Here is a 16,781-nt window from a genome sequence, read left to right as displayed (position 1 = left end):
CGGGTATCACCGCCCGGTTAGGCTGGGCGCGTGGAGACCCTGGAGACCCGCGAGTTGAGGTACTTCCTGGCCGTCGCCGAGGAACTGCACTTCGGCCGTGCCGCCGTACGCCTGGGCATGGCCCAGCCGCCGCTGTCCCGAGCCATCCAGCAGTTGGAGCGGCGGCTCGGCGTCCGCCTGCTGGAACGCGACCGCCGTGGGGTCGCCCTGACCCGCGCCGGGGAGACGCTGCTGCACGAGGGCCGCGCGGCCCTGGACGCGGTCACCGCCGCCGCGCGCCGCACCTCACGCGCCGGTGACACGGAGACCTCCGGCGGTCGCCGCACCCGGCTGGTGCTGGCCGTGAAGGCCGCCGACTCCCACGAACTGCTGCACAAACTCCTCGACGCCTACGCGGCGGAGCCCGACGCGGTCGAGGTCGAGGTGCTGCCGAGCGGCACCTGCGAGCAGGGCGAGATGCTGCGCGACGGCCGCGCCGACGTGGCGCTCATGCACGCGCCGTTCAACTCCCTCGCCGGGTTCGACAGCGAGGAGCTGCTGACCGAGGGGCAGATCGCCATCCTGCCCGCCGGGCATCCCCTCGCCGCACGCGCGACGCTGTCCCTGGCCGAGGTCACCGACCTCCCAGACCTTCCGCTGGCCCGCTGGTCCCGCGACGGCGCCTACCCTCCCGGCCCGGGCCCCGAGATCCACGACCAGACCCAGCTCGCCCAACTGATCGCGCTCGGACGCACGGTGGCGGTCTTCCCCGACTCTGCCCGCGCCTGGCTGTGGGCCGAACACACCGCCGTCCCCCTGACCGACGCCCCGCCCGTGGTCACCCACATAGCCTGGCCCGCCCACAGCCGCTCCCTCCCCCTCGCGAGCCTGATCCGCACGGCAACCCGCCTGTGAGACCTGCCTGTTGGCGTTACTCCTGTTGTGCCGAGCCCCTGTTGTCCTCGACGTGGACGACGTGCAGCTCGGTCCCGTCCCGGTGCCGCTTGGAACGTCCGAAGAGCCCGACGGCGATCTGCGACGCGTCCTGGGGCTCATCGGGGCCGACGTAGGTGAGGACGTCGTTGTGATGCCCGGTGACGACCCATCCCTCGGCGTCCTCGAGGTCGATCACCCCGAAGTCCCCCGCCGAGGACCCGGCATGCGCCGGGCCGAACTGCTTCAGGAGGTCCGTGGCCTGTTCGGCCAGGTCTCCTTCCGGAGCGGGCAGCACGACACACGTGCCGTGCTCGAACAGCACCCATGACTTGTGCGGGTCGGCGAGGAGCCGCTGCCAGACGTCTATCAGCATCTCTGTGTCCACGCCGGTCATCATGGCGCGGGGCACTGACAACGGCGGCGCGCGGCCCCGGTGACCCGCACGCGGCAACTACCGTGCCCCGTATGCTCCTCACCCCTCTGCGTCTCTCGCCGGATCGTGACATCCCGGCGGCCCTTCTCACCGAACTGACCGCGCTCTACGCGGCCCACCGTGAGTTCCACGCCCTCAGTGGTGACTTCCCGGACCCCGACGACATCCGGCCGGAGCAGGTGGCTGCCGCGTTGGCGGACGAGCTTGCGCAGCCTGGCGTGGAGGTGTTGCTCGGGCGGAGTGCGGGACGGCTGGTCGGGGTGGTGATCACTCTCGCCCGGCACCCCGACCCGGCCGACCCGGACCCGTGGATCGGGCTGCTGATGGTGGACGCCGACCGGCAACGGCAGGGACACGGCCGGGAGTTGGCGCGGCTCGTGGAGGACCGCTTCCGCGCCGGGAGCCGCCAGGCCGTACGTCTCGCCGTCCTCGACGGCAACGATCGCGCCCTCGCGTTCTGGACCGCCCTCGGGTACGAGGTGATCGACCACCGGAGCGATCGCCTACGCGGTCGTCCCTGCTCGGTGCTGCGGAAGGTCCTGTCAGACGGGCGTGGCCGCTGAGGGGCGGCGCCTGCGGACCAGCGCCCCGAGGACGATCGCGTTCACCAGCGCGCCGAGTGCGAGGCCGAGGTAGAAGGGGGCGTCCGTGGGGATCCAGGCGAACGCGACCGTGAAGAGGAAGTTCGTCGGGGCGGTGAGCAGCGTGGGGACGACGTAGAACATGGTGTCGGCCCTGAGGTAGACGTCCTCGAAGAGCGCGTAGCACGCCAGGAACTCCACCAGGCACAGGTAGCCGCGGGCGAGCCGGTTGTTCCAGGCGAGGGTGAGCAGGGCACGGCCGCGGCCGGTGGGACTCACTGTGTGCTCCGATCAGTCGGGGTCGCACAGGCGAGGACGGCGGAATCAGGACCCGGGTTCCGCGGGCTTGCCGTCGCCGTACAGCCAGTCGTCCCAGATCGGGCCGAAGTCCTTGTCCGGCGCCGACTTCTCGACGTACGCCGTGAAGTCGGCGGTGTCCGCGGTGCCGTGCCGGTGGGCCGCCGCCCAGCCCCGCAGGAGGCCGGCGAAGGCGGCGTCACCGACCGTCTGCCGGATCCGGTGCAGGACCATGGCGCCGCGCACGTACACCGGGCTGTCGGAGATGTGCGCGGCGCTCGACGGCTCGGCGGGCGGGAAGGACCACACGTCGTCGTCCTCGCCGTGGGCGTACACCTCGTCGAAGGTCTGCTGCGCGCTGTCCCCGCCGTGCTCCTCCTCCCACAGCCACTCGCCGTAGGTCGCGAAGCCCTCGTTGAGCCACATGTCCCGCCAGGTCCGCGGGCTGACCGAGTCGCCGTACCACTGGTGGGCGAGTTCGTGGACGAGGGTCGCCGTGTCGGGGGCGCCGGGGAAGAAGGGACGGTTCTGCGTCTCCAGGGCGTACCCCGCGTCGCCCTCGCGGTCGACGATCGCGCCGGCGGAGGAGAAGGGGTACGGCCCGAAGGTCTTCTCCTCCCAGGCGAGCACCTCCGGGATCCGCGCCAGCACCGTCCGGCTCGCGGCCGCCTCCGCCGGGTCGACGGCCGTGTACAGGGGCAGCCCGGAGGACGTCGTGGAGCGCTGGATGTCGTAGTCGCCGATCGCGAGCGTGGCGAGGTAGCTCGCCATGGGCTCGGCGGTGTGCCAGGCGGACGTCGTACGGCCGTCCGCGGTCCGCTGCGCCGTCAACTCGCCGTTGGAGACGGCCTCCAGGCCTTCGGGGACGGTGATCGTGAGGTCGTAGGACGCCTTGTCGGAGGGGTGGTGGTTGCCCGGGAACCAGGCCATCGAGCCGGTCGGTTCGCCGAGGGCCACCGCGCCGTCGTCGGTGGGCAGCCAGCCCTCCTCGGAGCCGTCCGGGTCGGTGATCGTCCTCGGCGTGCCGGAGTAGCGGACGGTCACCCGGAAGACACGGCCCTCGTCGAGGTCGTCGTGCGGGCGGACGGTCAGCTCGTGGCCCGCGCGGTTCCAGCGGGCCCCGGCGCCGTCGACGGTGACCTTCTCGACGTCCAGGCCGTCGAGGTCGAGGTCGAACGCGGTGAGGTCCTGGGTCGCGCGGGCGGTGAGGGTCGCGGTGCCGGAGAGCCGCCCGGTGTCCGGGGCGTAGGCGAGGTCGAGGGCGTAGTGGGTGACGTCGTAGCCGCCGTTGCCCATCTTCGGGAAGTACGGGTCGCGCAGGCCGGAACCGCCGGGGGTGCCGTGCACCCCGCCGTCGCACCCGGTCAGGACGCCCGCGGTCAGGATGCCCGCGAGGAGCAGGGCGAGGGGGGCGGGGCGGGCGGGCGGCGCGGATCGGGGCACGCGGTGATCCTATGAGAGCCCGCGTGACACCATCACGTACGTGCTCGACATCGGCTACGCCCTCTCCAACCGCTTCCCGGACCCCCCGCAGACCGACTACCGGCGCGCGGACGTGCACGCGCTGCGGCACGACCTGTTCTGCGGGGACGTCTATCTCGCGGACACCAAGGAGGACCGGGAGCTGTCCACAGCCTGGGGATGGGTGCCGGTGCTCGACTTCGCGTGGGCGCTGTGCGACATCGTGGAACGCCTCGACCGCGACCCGGCCGGCTCCCGCGCCTCCCGCCCCCAGCACGCGGAGCTCGACTTCACCGAGTCCACCGACCGGATGCTCTTCGAGCGCCGCTTCGGCTGGGTGGACGTCGAGGCGGACTGGATGCGCGCCGAGGAGCCCCCGCTCACCTTCTCCCACGCGGAACTGCGCCGCGAGGCCCGCGACTTCCTGCACGACCTGATCGCCGACCTGATCGACCTGCACGAGGACCTGGGCGACAACCCGGCGATCTGGACGCTTCAGGCCCGGTTCCCGAGAGTGAAGTGACGATGACGAGCACCGACACCTTGGCCGACGTCCCCGTCGACGAGACGCTGCTGCGCTCCCTGCTGAAGGAGCAGCACCCGGATCTCGCGGACCTGGAGGTGGGCCCCGTCTTCCGCGGCTGGGACAACGAACTCTGGCGTCTCGGCGAGGAGTTGGCGGTACGGCTGCCCCGCACACCCCGGGCTCCGGAGCTCCTCGCGAAGGAGTACCGCTGGCTGCCCGTCCTCGCCCCGCGGCTCCCGCTCCCCGTGCCCACGCCGGTCCGGCTCGGCCGGCCGTCCTCGCTCTTCCCCGCCGCCTGGACCGTGGTCGAGTGGGTCCCCGGCGACCCGGCCGACCGCGTCCCGGTCACCCGCGCCGACCACGCGGCCGACGCCCTCGCGGGCTTCCTGCGCGCCCTGCACCGCCCGGCGCCCGCCGACGCACCGGCCAACCCGGACCGGGGGGTGCCGCTCGCGACCTTCGCGTCCCGGGTCGAGCAGACGCTCCGGACGACGGACTTCGGCGAGTTCGCCACGGACGACATCCGCGAGGTGTGGGAGGCGGGGCTCGCCGCGCCCGTCCGGCAGGAGCCCGCGCTGTGGCTGCACGGCGATCTGCATCCCGCGAACGTGGTGGTGGCGGACGGGACGCTCACGGGCGTCGTCGACTTCGGCGAGCTGTGCGCGGGCGACCCGGCGACCGACCTGTCGGCCGCCTGGATGCTCCTCCCGGACGGCGCGGCGGCCCGCTTCCTGGAGGCCTACGGCACCCACGACACCGCCCTGATCACCCGCGCCCGCGCCTGGGCGACCGCCCGCGCCTTCGGCCTCATCGCCATCGGCCAGGCAGGCGACCAGGGCCTCCCCGGCGGCAAACCGACCTGGGGCCCGGCGGGGTGGGCGACCCTGCGGCGAGTCCTGGCGGACACGGCCACCTGACGGGAGGCGAGCCACACCAAAGAGCCCCAGGGCCGACCGCCCTCTCCGGCCGGCCCCCCCCTCGTCCCCCTCCCCCGTCACCCCTCCACCCGAATCCCCACCTCCGCCGCCAGCACCGGTGCCAGGTCCAGAAGTTGGGACGGGCTGATCACCGCTCCCGCGAGGCGGTCCACGCCCCGGGCGATCTCCAGCGACGCGGCACCGCGCAGGTCGACGTCCTTCAGGGTCGCCGCCGTGAGGTCCGCGCCCTTGAGCGCGCAGTCCACGAACTCCACGCGCTCCAGCCGCGCGCCCCCGAAGTCCGGTTCCACCAGCACGCAGCTCTCGAAGACGACGTCCCGCAGGACGGCCGTACGCAGGTTCAAGTAGTCGATCTTGCCGCCGCGGATCACGACCCGCTCCAGAGCCGCGCCGTGCAGCTGGACTCCCCCCAGCCGGGCGTCGACCAGCTCGACGTCCCGCAGGGTCGACTCCGCGAGGTCGGTGCCCACACCCCGTATGCCGGTGAGGACCGAGTCCAGGAAGCGGGCGTGGTGCAGCCGCGTCTCGTCCAGCGCGCACCCCCGCAGCGCGCAGTCCATGAAGCGGGCACCCGCGCCGTCCTGGCCGGCGAAGTCCGCCTCGGCGAACTCCACCCCGTCGTAGTCCCCGTCCGGCTCCAGCTCCCCTCCCCCGAACGGCTCCAGCGGCGGCAGCCGCACCTCCGGCCGCCGCGCCCCCTTCACCCTGCCCGCACCCGTCCCTCGGCTCACCATGACCCCATCCTGCACCCCACCACTGACAACCCGCCTGACCTGCACAAACAGATCGCATGTCACATTCCGGTGCCCGCCGGCGGTCATACCGACGAGAGACGAGACCCGAGCGACGAGCGACGAGCGACGAGCGACGAGCGACCCGACCCCGAGCAGAGGGAGACCCAGCCATGCACCGCATCACCGTCATCGGCGGCGGCCTCGCCGGACTGACCGCGGCGATCACCGCAGCCGAGGCGGGCACCAAGGTCACCGTGTACGAGGCCCATCACACCCTCGGCGGCCGGGCCAGGACCGCCGAGGGGCCGTACCTCACCAACGACGGTCCGCACGCCCTCTACAACGGCGGCCCGCACTGGTCCTGGCTCCGGCAACGCGACCTCATCGGCCCGCTCGCGCCCCTCCCGCCCTTGGAGGCGGCCCGGCTGCGGCTGCGGCACAAGGGCGTACTGCGCCGCACCCCGCCCTTCGCGATGCTCAAGCTGCTGCGCCGCAGCGCCCAACAGGCCCCCGTCGACGAGGACTTCCTGTCCTGGGCTACCCGGCAGGCCGGCGAGGAGGGCGCCCGCGCCGCCGCCCACTACTCCGCCGTGGCCCTCTTCCACCACGACCCCGGCGCCCTGTCCGCCGCGTTCGTGCAGGAACGGCTGCGGCGCGCCACCAAACTGCCGCCCGAGGCGCACTACCCGCGCGGCGGCTGGGCCACGGTCGTCGACCGGATGGCCGCCCGCGCCTGGAACCTGGGCGTCCGGATGGAGACCCTGTCCCGCGTCGACACCCTGCCCACCGACACCCCCGTCGTCGTCGCCACCTCCCTCGACGCGGCCCGCCGGCTCCTCGGCGACGACTCGCTGACCTGGCCGAGCGGCCGTACGACCCTGATCGACCTCGGCCTGCGCACCCGACGCGGCGACGCCTTCGCCGTCTCCGACCTCGACTCCCCCGGCTGGATCGAACGCTTCACGGCCCAGGACCGGACCCTCGCCCCCGCGGGCGAACAGCTCCTCCAGGGACAGATCCCCATCGCGCCGCACGAGTCCAAGGCCGACGGGGTCCGCCGCGCCGAGGAGCTCCTCGACCTCGCCTTCGAGGGCTGGCGCGAGCGCGTCACCTGGCGGCGCGAGTCCGTCGCGAACGGCCGTACCGGAGCCGTCGACCTGCCGGGCACCAGCTGGCGCGACCGGCCCGCCATCGACCGGGGTGACGGCGTCTACCTCGCGGGCGACCAGGTCGCGGCGCCCGGAGTGCTGTCGGAGGTGTCGTTCACCAGCGCGCTGACCGCCGTATCGCTGGCACTCGGCCGCAACGCCCTTGACCTCAAGCATGCTTGAGGTCGGAGGGTGGGCGCACACCTACACGGGAGGGTTCACCCATGCGCGCCATCCGCCTGCACACCTTCGGCCCCGCCGAGAACCTCACCTACGAGACCACCGAGGACCCGGCACCGGGCCCCGGCCAGGTCCGTATCGCCGTACGAGCGGCAGGCGTCCACCTCCTGGACACCGCCCTGCGCGAGGGGCAGCAGGGTCCGCTGCCCCGGCCGACCGAACTGCCCACCGTCCCCGGCCGCGAGGTCGCCGGGGTCGTCGAGTCCCTCGGCGAGGGCGTGGCCGCCCTGTGGCTCGGCAAGCGCGTGGTCGCCCACCTCGGCTTCGCCCCCGGAGGCTACGCCGAACTCGCCGTCACCGACGTCGACCGCGTCCACGAGATCCCCGAAAACCTCGACTTCGCGCAAGCCGTCGCCATGATCGGCACCGGCCGTACGGTCATGGGGATCCTCCAGTTCGCCGAACTCGGCCCGAACTCCGTGGTCGTGGTCCCGGCGGCCGCCGGAGGCATCGGCACGCTGCTCGTGCAGTACGCGAAGAACGCGGGCGCCACGGTCGTCGGCCTGGCGGGCGGACCGCGGAAGGTCGCGCTCGTCGCGGAGAACGGCGCCGACCTCGCCGTCGACTACACGGACCCCGCGTGGGCCGACAAGGTCCGCGCCTTCCTCGGCGGCCGGCCCGCCACCGTCGTCTTCGACGGCGTGGGCGGGGACATCGCCCGCGAGTCCGTCCGCCTCCTCGGCGAACACGGACAGCACATCGTCTTCGGCTGGTCCGGCGACGGAATCCACGACGGCGGCCCCTACCTCGTCGAAGGCGTCTCCGAGCAGGTCCTCGGGCCCGTGATGGCCCAGAAGGCGGGTGGTCCGAACCCCATCCGCACCCTCGAACTGCGCGCCCTCGCCGAAGCCGCCGCGGGCCGTCTCACCCCCGCCGTACAACGCTTCCCGCTCGCCGAGGCGGCCGCCGCGCACCGAGCGCTGGAGACCCGCGGCACAACCGGAAAGGTGGTCCTTGAGCCATGACACGCCCAGATGCGTCCCGTACCGATCCATGGTCTTCTGACCAGGTGAGTGTCACCCGGACAGGTGAAGATCCACGCCGTTGGTGGGGCCTGGTGGTCATCGCCCTGGCGCAGCTGATGGTCGTCCTCGACGCGACCATCGTGAACATCGCCCTCCCCTCGGCACAGCAGGACCTGGGCATGTCCGACGGCAACCGGCAGTGGGTGATCACCGCCTACACCCTCGCCTTCGGCGGCCTGCTCCTGCTCGGCGGCCGCATCGCCGACCTGGTCGGCCGCAAGCGCACCTTCGTGATCGGCCTGGTCGGCTTCGCCGCCGCCTCCGCACTCGGCGGCGCCGCCACCGGCTCCGGCATGCTCTTCGCCGCCCGCGCCCTCCAGGGCGTCTTCGCGGCCGTCCTCGCCCCCTCCGCACTGTCCCTGCTGACCACGACCTTCACCGACCCCAAGGAACGCGGCAAGGCCTTCGGGATCTACGGCGCCCTCGCGGGCTCCGGCTCCGCCATCGGGTTCATCGTCGGCGGCCTCCTCACCGAGTACCTGAACTGGCGCTGGTGCCTCTACGTCAACGTGCCCATCGCCGTGATCGCCGTCTTCGGCGCCCTCGCCCTCCTCCACGACCGCCCCGGCCACACGGGCGCCCGCCTCGACGTGCCCGGCGTCCTGCTGGGCTGCGGCGGACTCGTCGCGATCGTCTACGGCTTCAGCGAGGCCGAACCCCGGGGCTGGAGCGACCCCCTCGTGCTGGGCCTGCTCGCCGGAGGTGTCGTACTCCTGGCGGTCTTCGTGTGGTGGCAGTCCCGGGCCCCGATGCCACTGCTCCCCCTGCACATCGTCAAGGACCGCAACCGCGCGGGCTGCTTCCTGACCATGGGGCTCGCCGTCATCGGAATGTTCGGCCTGTTCCTGTTCATGACCTACTACCTCCAGGTCGTACTGGCCTACTCCCCCGTGCGCACCGGGCTCGCCTTCCTGCCGATGACCGCCGCGATCATCGTCGGCTCCACCCAGATCTCGGCCCGCCTCATGAACCGCGTCGCACCCCGCATGCTCATGGTCCCCGGCATGGTCCTCGCCGCGAGCGGCATGCTGGTCCTCACGCAGATGACGGTGGACAGCTCCTACACCACCGAGATCCTGCCCGCGCTGCTCCTGATGGGCCTCGGCATGGGCCTCACCTTCATGCCGGTGTTCTCCACCGCCACCGCGGGCGTCGCCCCGCAGGACTCCGGGGTCACCTCGGCGACCGTCAACACCTCGCAGCAGGTGGGCGGTTCCATCGGTACGGCCCTGCTCAACACCATCGCCACCACCAGCAGCACGGCGTACGTCACCGCGCACCTCACCAACCCCGCGCAGAAGGCCCTCGTGGTCAAGGAGGGCGTGGTGCACGGCTACACGGTGGCCATCTGGTGGGCCGCGGGCATCATGCTCCTGGCCGGCCTCATCGCGGGCCTGATGGTCACGGCGAAGCCGCCGAAGCAGGGAGCTCCGGCACAGACGCCGGTACCGGAATCGGTGGCGTGAAGGGGAAAGGGGCGAACCACGCCGGGTCAGGTCGCGGAGCGGCCGCGGCCCGGCGGGGGCTGGTCGCACCGGCCCGCACACGCACGACGACGAACCGCCCCCCAGCCGTCCACTCAGTGCCGACCGGCAACCCGGTCGGCCCACCGCGCCAGCCTCGACGACTCCGCGCTGCGGCTCATCGTCTCCCGACGGTCCGCCGCCCGGTACGTCGCGTACATGCCCTGCACACCCAGCCAACGCAGCGGCTCCGGCTCCCACTTGCGCACTTTGTGCCCCACCCACGGCAGCTCCGTCAGCTCGGTCCGCCCGCCCTGCCCCGAGTCCCGCTGCACCAGATCGCGCAGCGTCCGAGCGGCCAGGTTGGCCGTCGCGACACCCGAGCCGACGTAACCCCCCGCCCAGCCGATCCCCGTCGAACGGTCCAGCGTCACCGACGCACACCAGTCCCGCGGCACCCCCAGCACCCCCGACCAGGCGTACTCGATCCGCGTCCCGGCCAGCATCGGGAAGAAGCTCACCAGGATCTCCCTGAGCGCCTCCACCGTCGCCCCCTGCGTCCGCCCGTCGTTGTCCGTCCGCGACCCGAACCGGTACGGCACCCCCCGCCCGCCCAACGCGATCCGCCCGTCGGCGGTGCGCTGCGCGTACATGTACGCGTGCGCCATGTCCCCCAGCGTCTGCCGCCCCTCCCAGCCGATCGCCGCCCACTGCTCGGGGGTGAGCGGCTCGGTCGCGATCATCGAGGAGTTCATCGGCAGCCAGGTCCGCCGCTGCCCCTTCAGCGCGGCCGTGAAGCCCTCCGTGCAACGCAGCACATACGGCGCGCGAACCGTGCCGTACGGCGTCACCGCGTGCTTGGGCCTGATCTCCGTCACCGGAGTCTGCTCGTGAATCGTCACGCCCAGCCCCTCGACGGCCGCCGCCAGCCCCTTCACCAGCCGCACCGGATGCACCCGCGCCCCGTGCGGAGTCCAGGACGCACCCACCGCGTCCGCGACCCGCACCCGCTCCGCCGTCTCCCGGGCCCCGTACAGCTCACGGTCCTTCTCGCCGTACGACAACTCATGCTCGTGGAAAGCCCTCAGCCGCGCCAACTGCGCGGGCGTACGCGCGACTTCGAGCACGCCCCCCTTGTGGAGCCCGGCGTCGAAACCCTCCTCACCGACCACCCGGACAACCTCGTCGACGGTGTCGTTCATGGCCCGCTGAAGACGTACGGCGGCCTCGTGGCCGTGCAGCCTCGCGTACCGGTCACGACCCGCGACGCCGTTGTACAGCCAGCCGCCGTTGCGCCCCGAGGCGCCGTAGCCGCAGAACTTCTGCTCCAGGACCGTGATCCGCAGAAACGGCACGGCCTTCTTCAGGTAGTACGCCGTCCACAGCCCCGTGTACCCGCCGCCGACGATCACCACGTCCGCCGACGCGTCACCCGCGAGCGGCTCCCGCGCCTCGGGAAAGCCGTCGTCCGCGTACCAGAAGGAGACACCGCCGTTCACGACACCGCTGCTCATGGCCAGGGACGTTAACCCGCGGACACGCCCGCTGTCTCCTTCGGATTCCGCACTCTCACCAGCGGAAAACACCCGAATCCGATCAGCACGGAAGTGAAGTGCCCCAGGTCCGTGAAGGTCCGCCCGGTCACCAGCGGCACCGCGTACACGACCAGCACCACGAACCCGTACACGAACCGCCACGGCCGCGGAATCCGGTACACCAGCACCGCCACCACCCCCGCCAGCGCGTAACTCACCCCTACGTCCAGCGTGTTCACCGCCGACTCCGGCGCCATCCCGTGCCGGATCCCCCACAGCAGCGCCCCCTCACTGATCAACGTGGCCAGCACATGCGCCGCCGCACACACCACCAGCCAGCGCAACGTCCCCAGCCACCGCTCCGCCTGCGCGTGGAAGACCGAATAGAGGACGACGTACGGCAACCAGTGCCCGCCGTCGATCCACATCGCACTGGCGACCAGCACCCGCACCGGATTGCTCGACAGCTCATGGATGTTGGTCGACCGCTGCCGCAGGAACTCCTCCTCGAACTCCGGCGACATGTGGTGCAACGCCACCGTCGTCACGAACAGGATCCCCAGCCACACATAGGTGCCGGGAGCCCTGCGGACATAGGACCGCACCCCGTGGACACCCCGATCAATCCGCATGAGCCGATTCACCCACGCCGGTAGGGTCCCGCACGTGATCGACATCCCGGAGGAACTGGCAGCATCACAGGAGCTTTACAACGGCGACCGGGGACGGGAGTTCATCGCCGCACTGCCCACGCTGGTGGAAAGCTTCCTGGAACGCTGGGACCTCAGACCGGACGGCCCACCCATGCACGGCGTCACCGCACTGGTCCTGCCGGTCCTCAAGGACGACACCCCCGCCGCCCTCAAACTCCAACTCCTCGACGACGAGAGCGCCGGCGAACCCCTCGCCCTGCGCACCTGGGACGGCGACGGCGCGGTCCGCCTCCTCGACCACGACCCCGACACCCACACCATGCTCCTGGAGCGCCTCGACTCCACCCGCATGCTCTCCACCCTCCCCGGCACCCGGGACGCGGTCCTCGTCATCGCGGAACTGCTCGCCCACCTGACCGCCGCCCCCGCCCCGGCCGGCCTGCGCCGCCTCGGCGACATCGCCCAGACCATGCTGGACAGGACCCCGGCGGCACTGCGGCGCATCCCCGACCCCGACACCCGCCGCACCGTCGCCGACTGCGCCGCCGCCCTGCGCGAAGTCGCCGACGAACCCGGCGACCGACTCCTGCACTGGGACCTCCACGACGAGAACGTCCTCGCCTCCGACCGCGCCCCCTGGCTCGCCATCGACCCCAAACCCCTCGCCGGCGACCCAGGGTTCGAACTCTGGCCCGCCCTCGACAACCGCTACGACCCGGACGACACCCTCTGGCGCTTCGACGCCATGACCGACGTCCTCGGCCTGGACCGCGCACGCGCCCGCGCCTGGACCATGGGACGCCTCCTCCAGAACGCCCTCTGGGACATCGAGGACGGCCGCCCCCTAGAACCCCGCCAACTCGACATCGCCCACCGCCTGCGTACCCCGGGAGCCTGACGTGATCCGCCCCGCCACCCCCGCCGACATCCCGGCCATCCACACCCTGATCCGCGAACTCGCCGACTACGAGAAGTCCTTGACCGAGGTCCGCACGACCGAGGAACAACTCCGCACCGCCCTCTTCGGCGACCACCCCGCAGCCCATGCCCACGTCGCGACCGACTCCACCGACACCGTGATCGGCTACGCCGTCTGGTTCCTCAACTTCTCCACCTGGCGCGGCGTCCACGGCATCTACCTGGAGGACCTCTACGTCCGCCCCCAGTCCCGCGGCGCCGGCCACGGCAAGGCCCTCCTCACCGAACTCGCCCGCATCTGCGTCGAACACGGCTACCAACGCCTCGAATGGTCCGTCCTCAACTGGAACACCCCCGCGATCACCTTCTACGAGTCCCTGGGCGCCCGCCCCCAGACCGACTGGACGGTGTACCGCCTGACCGACGAGTCCCTGGTGAAGGCAGCAGGCACGCCCCGCGACTGAACCTCGCCCACAGACACCGAGAGGGCAGGACAACGCCCCACCTGACCCCGCCGAGACAAGGCAGCGCACCCCACAGACGCGGCACGAAACCGCCGCGACGTGACTCCGGGGTGGGCGACGGAGCGAACCACGCCGGGCCTGCCGCCCCGCCCCTCCCCCGAGGCTGCCCCTCACCGGCCCAGCCCCACCGAAGGAACACCGCACGCACACGTCTGAGCCGCCCGCGCCCTCGCCCTCGCCCGCCCCTCGCCGCAGGAGCGCCTGATGCCCACACCCACCCCCCGCCCTTCCGCCCCCGGCCCCTTCCTCCCCGGACTGGAACTCGCCCGCCGCTTCTACACCGAAGCGGTGAGGCCGCTGCTGGCCGACGCGGCCCCCGGCATCCCTTACTCCGCCGCCCGCATCGGCCCCGGCTCCGAGGTCCTCGGCTACGACACCCCCCGCTCCGCCGACCACGAATGGGGCCCACGCCTCCAGCTCTTCCTCCACCCCGAGGACGCCCCCCAGCACGCCGCCCGCATCCGCGAAGCCCTCGCCGAACGCCTCCCGAAAACCTTCCACGGCTGGCCCACGAACTTCGCCCCGACCGGCGAGCCCCGCGACATCCGCGTCATGCGCACGACGGACGGCCCCGTCCACCACCGCGTCGAGATCACCGACATCCCCACCTGGTTCCAGGCCACCCTCGGCTTCGACCCCACACCCGGAATCACCCCCACAGACTGGCTCACCACCCCCACCCAGAACCTCGCCGAGGTCACCGCAGGAGCCGTCTTCCACGACGGCCTCAAAACCCTCGTCCCCCTCCGCAAGGCCCTCACCTGGTACCCCCACGACACCTGGCTCCGAGTCCTCGCCACCCACTGGCAGGCCATCGCCGACGAGGAGGCCTTCGTCGGCCGCTGCGGCGAGGTCGGCGACGAACTCGGCTCAGCGGTGGTCACGGCAAGCCTCACCGGCACCCTGATGCGCCTCTGCCTCCTGATGAACCGCCGCTACCCGCCGTACGCGAAATGGCTGGGCACAGCCTTCACCCACACCCCCGAGGGCTCCCACCTGACCCCGGTCCTCACGGCCGCGGTCACCGCCCCGAACTGGCGCACCCGCGAGACCCACCTGACCACGGCCTACGAAACCCTCGCGACCCTCCACAACCAACTGCGCCTCACGGACCGGGTGGACCCGACCACGAGGCCGTACCACTCCCGCCCGTTCCGAGTCCTACGAGCAGACCGCTTCGCAGAGGCCCTGCTGTCCCGCGCGAACGCCCCCGAAGACGCAGGAAAGCCCAGGTCAGACAACACCTGACCTGGGCTTCGACAGAGCCCCCTGTCGGATTCGAACCGACGACCTACGCATTACAAGTGCGTTGCTCTGGCCAGCTGAGCTAAGGAGGCGCCCGAGCAGTGTACCTAGGTCACCGTGGCGCCCCGCTCGAAAATTTCCGCGAAGTTCACAGTCCTCCAGGTACTGACATACCGGTGAACGCCAGGTACCGTCCTGACCCAGTCCACCTGTGTGGACTACACCACCACCTTCCTACAACGGATCGTCCGGCACGTTCCTGCCGGTAGAAGGGGGCCTCTGAGCCATGGCCACTGTTTCGTTCGACAAGGCGACCCGTATTTACCCGGGTTCCACGAAGCCCGCCGTCGACGGTCTCGACATCCACATCGAGGACGGCGAGTTCCTCGTCCTGGTCGGCCCGTCCGGCTGTGGCAAGTCCACCTCGCTCCGCATGCTGGCGGGGCTCGAGGACGTCAACGGCGGTGCCATCCGCATCGGTGACCGTGACGTCACGCACCTGCCGCCGAAGGACCGGGACATCGCCATGGTGTTCCAGAACTACGCCCTGTACCCGCACATGACGGTCGCCGACAACATGGGCTTCGCGCTCAAGATCGCTGGCATCAACAAGGCGGAGATCCGGCAGAAGGTCGAGGAGGCCGCGAAGATCCTCGACCTCACCGAGTACCTGGACCGCAAGCCGAAGGCCCTCTCCGGTGGTCAGCGCCAGCGTGTCGCCATGGGTCGTGCCATCGTGCGTGAGCCCCAGGTGTTCCTCATGGACGAGCCGCTGTCCAACCTCGACGCCAAGCTGCGTGTGTCGACGCGTACGCAGATCGCCTCGCTCCAGCGCCGTCTCGGCATCACCACCGTCTACGTCACCCACGACCAGGTCGAGGCCATGACGATGGGCGACCGCGTGGCCGTGCTCAAGGACGGTCTGCTCCAGCAGGTCGACTCCCCGCGCAACATGTACGACCGCCCGGCGAACCTCTTCGTCGCCGGCTTCATCGGCTCCCCGGCGATGAACCTCGTCGAGGTCCCGATCACCGACGGCGGTGTGAAGTTCGGCAACAGCGTGGTGCCCGTCAACCGCGAGGCCCTCAAGGCCGCCTCCGACAAGGGTGACACCACGGTCACCGTCGGTGTCCGCCCGGAGCACTTCGACGTCGTCGAGCACAACGGCGCCGCCGCCTCGGCCCTGTCCAAGGACACCGAGGACGCCCCGGCCGGTCTCGCGGTCTCCGTGAACGTCGTCGAGGAGCTCGGCGCCGACGGTTACGTCTACGGCTCCGCCAAGGTCGGTGACGACCTGAAGGACCTGGTCGTCCGTGTCAGCGGCCGCGCGGTCCCGGAGAAGGGCGCCACGCTGCACGTCGTGCCGCGCCCGGGCGAGACCCACGTGTTCTCGACCTCCACGGGCGAGCGCCTCACCGACTGAGGACGAACCGCAGCATTTCACCCAGGTTGACGACGAGGGCCCCGCGGAGCACCTGCGGGGCCCTTTTCGTGCCCGGAACGGGCCCGGACGCTGTCGACGAATACCCCGGCAGACCGGTCATTTCGAGCAGTGTGCGTCAACGCCCTACCCAAAAAGCGGCACCATCTCATCCCCCGAACCGGTGACTAAATGTCGCCAAATCATTACCACACGCTACCCTCACACGCGTGAAGCACTCCACTAACCAACAGACGCGACGCGGCCGGGGCCCCGCCCGCCGTATCGGCCGCTCCCTCGCCCTTGTCCTGCCGGTCGTCCTGGTGCTCTCCGGGACCCTCGCGGTCACCCGAGTCAACTGGTCGGGGGATCCCTCGAGCTCCTCGGTGCTCACCGCGTCGGACGCGACGGTCTCGGACGGCAAGCCGCGCAGCGTCCACCTGGCCCCTCAGGACGTTCTGCGCGAGCAGCTCCTGACCGAGCTCCAGGAGAAGAACCCGGGAACCGCCCTCACGCACCTCCAGGAGGCCGTGAACGACCGTCCGTCGCTCGCGAAGCACTGCGTCTCCATCGCGCGGGCCCTGGGCCGCGCCGCGGTCCGTGTGTACGGCCCCACGCGCGCGCAGTCGTACGCCCGGCCGGTCTGTGACACGTCCTTCGCGACGGGTGTGGCGGCGGCCCACAGCTGACCCCCACCGGCACACAGCTGACCTCCGCCAGCACGC

Annotated in this window: 18 protein-coding genes and 1 tRNA gene; 12 read left to right on the top strand and 7 right to left on the bottom strand. The window is 71.5% G+C overall.

Features of this window, described 5'->3' with window-relative positions:
• Positions 1-30 precede the first annotated feature (30 nt).
• Positions 31-894: a LysR family transcriptional regulator gene (locus OHN19_RS23405; protein WP_330266054.1), complete on the top strand. Its 864-nt coding sequence runs from the start codon at positions 31-33 to the stop codon at positions 892-894.
• Positions 895-910: 16 nt separating this feature from the next.
• Here OHN19_RS23405 and OHN19_RS23400 read toward each other — a convergent pair whose 3' ends face one another.
• Complete coding sequence (locus tag OHN19_RS23400; protein ID WP_330266053.1) at positions 911-1,312, bottom strand: hypothetical protein; 402 nt, start codon at positions 1,310-1,312, stop codon at positions 911-913.
• A gap of 68 nt (positions 1,313-1,380) precedes the next feature.
• On the opposite strand from OHN19_RS23400, the gene OHN19_RS23395 reads away from it, so the two are divergent.
• Positions 1,381-1,911: a GNAT family N-acetyltransferase gene (locus tag OHN19_RS23395; protein ID WP_330266052.1), complete on the top strand. Its 531-nt coding sequence runs from the start codon at positions 1,381-1,383 to the stop codon at positions 1,909-1,911.
• Here the strand turns inward: OHN19_RS23395 and OHN19_RS23390 are convergent.
• Entirely contained in the window at positions 1,891-2,208 is a 318-nt protein-coding gene (locus OHN19_RS23390; RefSeq protein ID WP_330266051.1) for an SCO4225 family membrane protein, read from the bottom strand. The genes OHN19_RS23395 and OHN19_RS23390 overlap by 21 nt on opposite strands.
• Positions 2,209-2,253: 45 nt before the next feature.
• Complete coding sequence (locus OHN19_RS23385) at positions 2,254-3,669, bottom strand: M1 family metallopeptidase (RefSeq protein WP_330266050.1); 1,416 nt, start codon at positions 3,667-3,669, stop codon at positions 2,254-2,256.
• 40 nt (positions 3,670-3,709) lie between these two features.
• On the opposite strand from OHN19_RS23385, the gene OHN19_RS23380 reads away from it, so the two are divergent.
• Together OHN19_RS23380 and OHN19_RS23375 are read left to right on the top strand one after the other, a co-directional pair.
• A complete protein-coding gene (locus OHN19_RS23380) occupies positions 3,710-4,210 on the top strand; it encodes a hypothetical protein (RefSeq protein ID WP_330266049.1) in 501 nt (166 codons plus the stop codon).
• Positions 4,211-4,212: 2 nt separating this feature from the next.
• Positions 4,213-5,130, top strand: a complete 918-nt coding sequence (locus tag OHN19_RS23375; RefSeq protein WP_330266048.1) for an aminoglycoside phosphotransferase family protein — start codon at positions 4,213-4,215, stop codon at positions 5,128-5,130.
• A gap of 77 nt (positions 5,131-5,207) precedes the next feature.
• On the opposite strand, the gene OHN19_RS23370 is transcribed toward OHN19_RS23375, so the two are convergent.
• A complete protein-coding gene (locus tag OHN19_RS23370; RefSeq protein WP_330266047.1) occupies positions 5,208-5,885 on the bottom strand; it encodes a pentapeptide repeat-containing protein in 678 nt (225 codons plus the stop codon).
• A 170-nt stretch (positions 5,886-6,055) separates the two neighbouring features.
• On the opposite strand from OHN19_RS23370, the gene OHN19_RS23365 reads away from it, so the two are divergent.
• The 3 genes from OHN19_RS23365 to OHN19_RS23355 all read left to right on the top strand — a co-directional run bounded on the left by OHN19_RS23365 (position 6,056) and on the right by OHN19_RS23355 (position 9,764).
• Positions 6,056-7,216 carry an FAD-dependent oxidoreductase gene (locus tag OHN19_RS23365; RefSeq protein ID WP_330266046.1) on the top strand — a complete coding sequence of 387 codons (1,161 nt, stop codon included), beginning with the start codon at positions 6,056-6,058 and terminating at the stop codon, positions 7,214-7,216.
• Positions 7,217-7,257: 41 nt separating this feature from the next.
• Positions 7,258-8,238 carry a zinc-binding dehydrogenase gene (locus OHN19_RS23360; RefSeq protein WP_330266045.1) on the top strand — a complete coding sequence of 327 codons (981 nt, stop codon included), beginning with the start codon at positions 7,258-7,260 and terminating at the stop codon, positions 8,236-8,238.
• 92 nt (positions 8,239-8,330) lie between these two features.
• A complete protein-coding gene (locus OHN19_RS23355) occupies positions 8,331-9,764 on the top strand; it encodes an MFS transporter (protein WP_419249536.1) in 1,434 nt (477 codons plus the stop codon).
• Between the two features lie 113 nt (positions 9,765-9,877).
• Here the strand turns inward: OHN19_RS23355 and OHN19_RS23350 are convergent, their stop codons facing one another.
• Together OHN19_RS23350 and OHN19_RS23345 are read right to left on the bottom strand one after the other, a co-directional pair.
• Positions 9,878-11,275, bottom strand: a complete 1,398-nt coding sequence (locus OHN19_RS23350) for an FAD-dependent oxidoreductase (protein WP_330266043.1) — start codon at positions 11,273-11,275, stop codon at positions 9,878-9,880.
• 11 nt (positions 11,276-11,286) lie between these two features.
• The gene (locus OHN19_RS23345) at positions 11,287-11,928 is read right to left on the bottom strand and encodes a rhomboid-like protein (protein ID WP_330266042.1); all 642 of its coding nucleotides are present in this window, start codon (positions 11,926-11,928) and stop codon (positions 11,287-11,289) included.
• Between OHN19_RS23345 and OHN19_RS23340 the strand changes: the two genes are divergently transcribed.
• From OHN19_RS23340 to OHN19_RS23330, 3 genes are all read left to right on the top strand, one after another.
• Positions 11,927-12,847, top strand: coding sequence for an aminoglycoside phosphotransferase family protein (locus tag OHN19_RS23340; protein WP_391197889.1), 921 nt, complete (start codon positions 11,927-11,929; stop codon positions 12,845-12,847). The genes OHN19_RS23345 and OHN19_RS23340 overlap by 2 nt on opposite strands.
• A gap of 1 nt (position 12,848) precedes the next feature.
• Complete coding sequence (locus tag OHN19_RS23335) at positions 12,849-13,331, top strand: GNAT family N-acetyltransferase (protein WP_330266040.1); 483 nt, start codon at positions 12,849-12,851, stop codon at positions 13,329-13,331.
• 264 nt (positions 13,332-13,595) lie between these two features.
• The gene (locus OHN19_RS23330) at positions 13,596-14,639 is read left to right on the top strand and encodes a DUF4037 domain-containing protein (RefSeq protein WP_330266039.1); all 1,044 of its coding nucleotides are present in this window, start codon (positions 13,596-13,598) and stop codon (positions 14,637-14,639) included.
• 15 nt (positions 14,640-14,654) lie between these two features.
• Here the strand turns inward: OHN19_RS23330 and OHN19_RS23325 are convergent.
• Positions 14,655-14,728: transfer RNA gene (locus tag OHN19_RS23325), tRNA-Thr, on the bottom strand.
• Positions 14,729-14,922: 194 nt separating this feature from the next.
• Here OHN19_RS23325 and OHN19_RS23320 point away from each other — a divergent pair.
• On the top strand, positions 14,923-16,059 hold the full coding sequence (locus tag OHN19_RS23320; protein WP_123761603.1) for an ABC transporter ATP-binding protein: 1,137 nt from the start codon (positions 14,923-14,925) through the stop codon (positions 16,057-16,059).
• Positions 16,060-16,286: 227 nt separating this feature from the next.
• Positions 16,287-16,745: a hypothetical protein gene (locus tag OHN19_RS23315; protein ID WP_330266038.1), complete on the top strand. Its 459-nt coding sequence runs from the start codon at positions 16,287-16,289 to the stop codon at positions 16,743-16,745.
• The last annotated feature ends 36 nt before the right edge of the window (positions 16,746-16,781 follow it).

Source organism: Streptomyces griseorubiginosus, assembly GCF_036345115.1.
Taxonomy (GTDB): domain Bacteria; phylum Actinomycetota; class Actinomycetes; order Streptomycetales; family Streptomycetaceae; genus Streptomyces; species Streptomyces griseorubiginosus_C.
The sequence above is the reverse complement of the archived record's forward strand: the minus strand, read 5'-3'. Positions and strand labels throughout refer to the sequence as shown.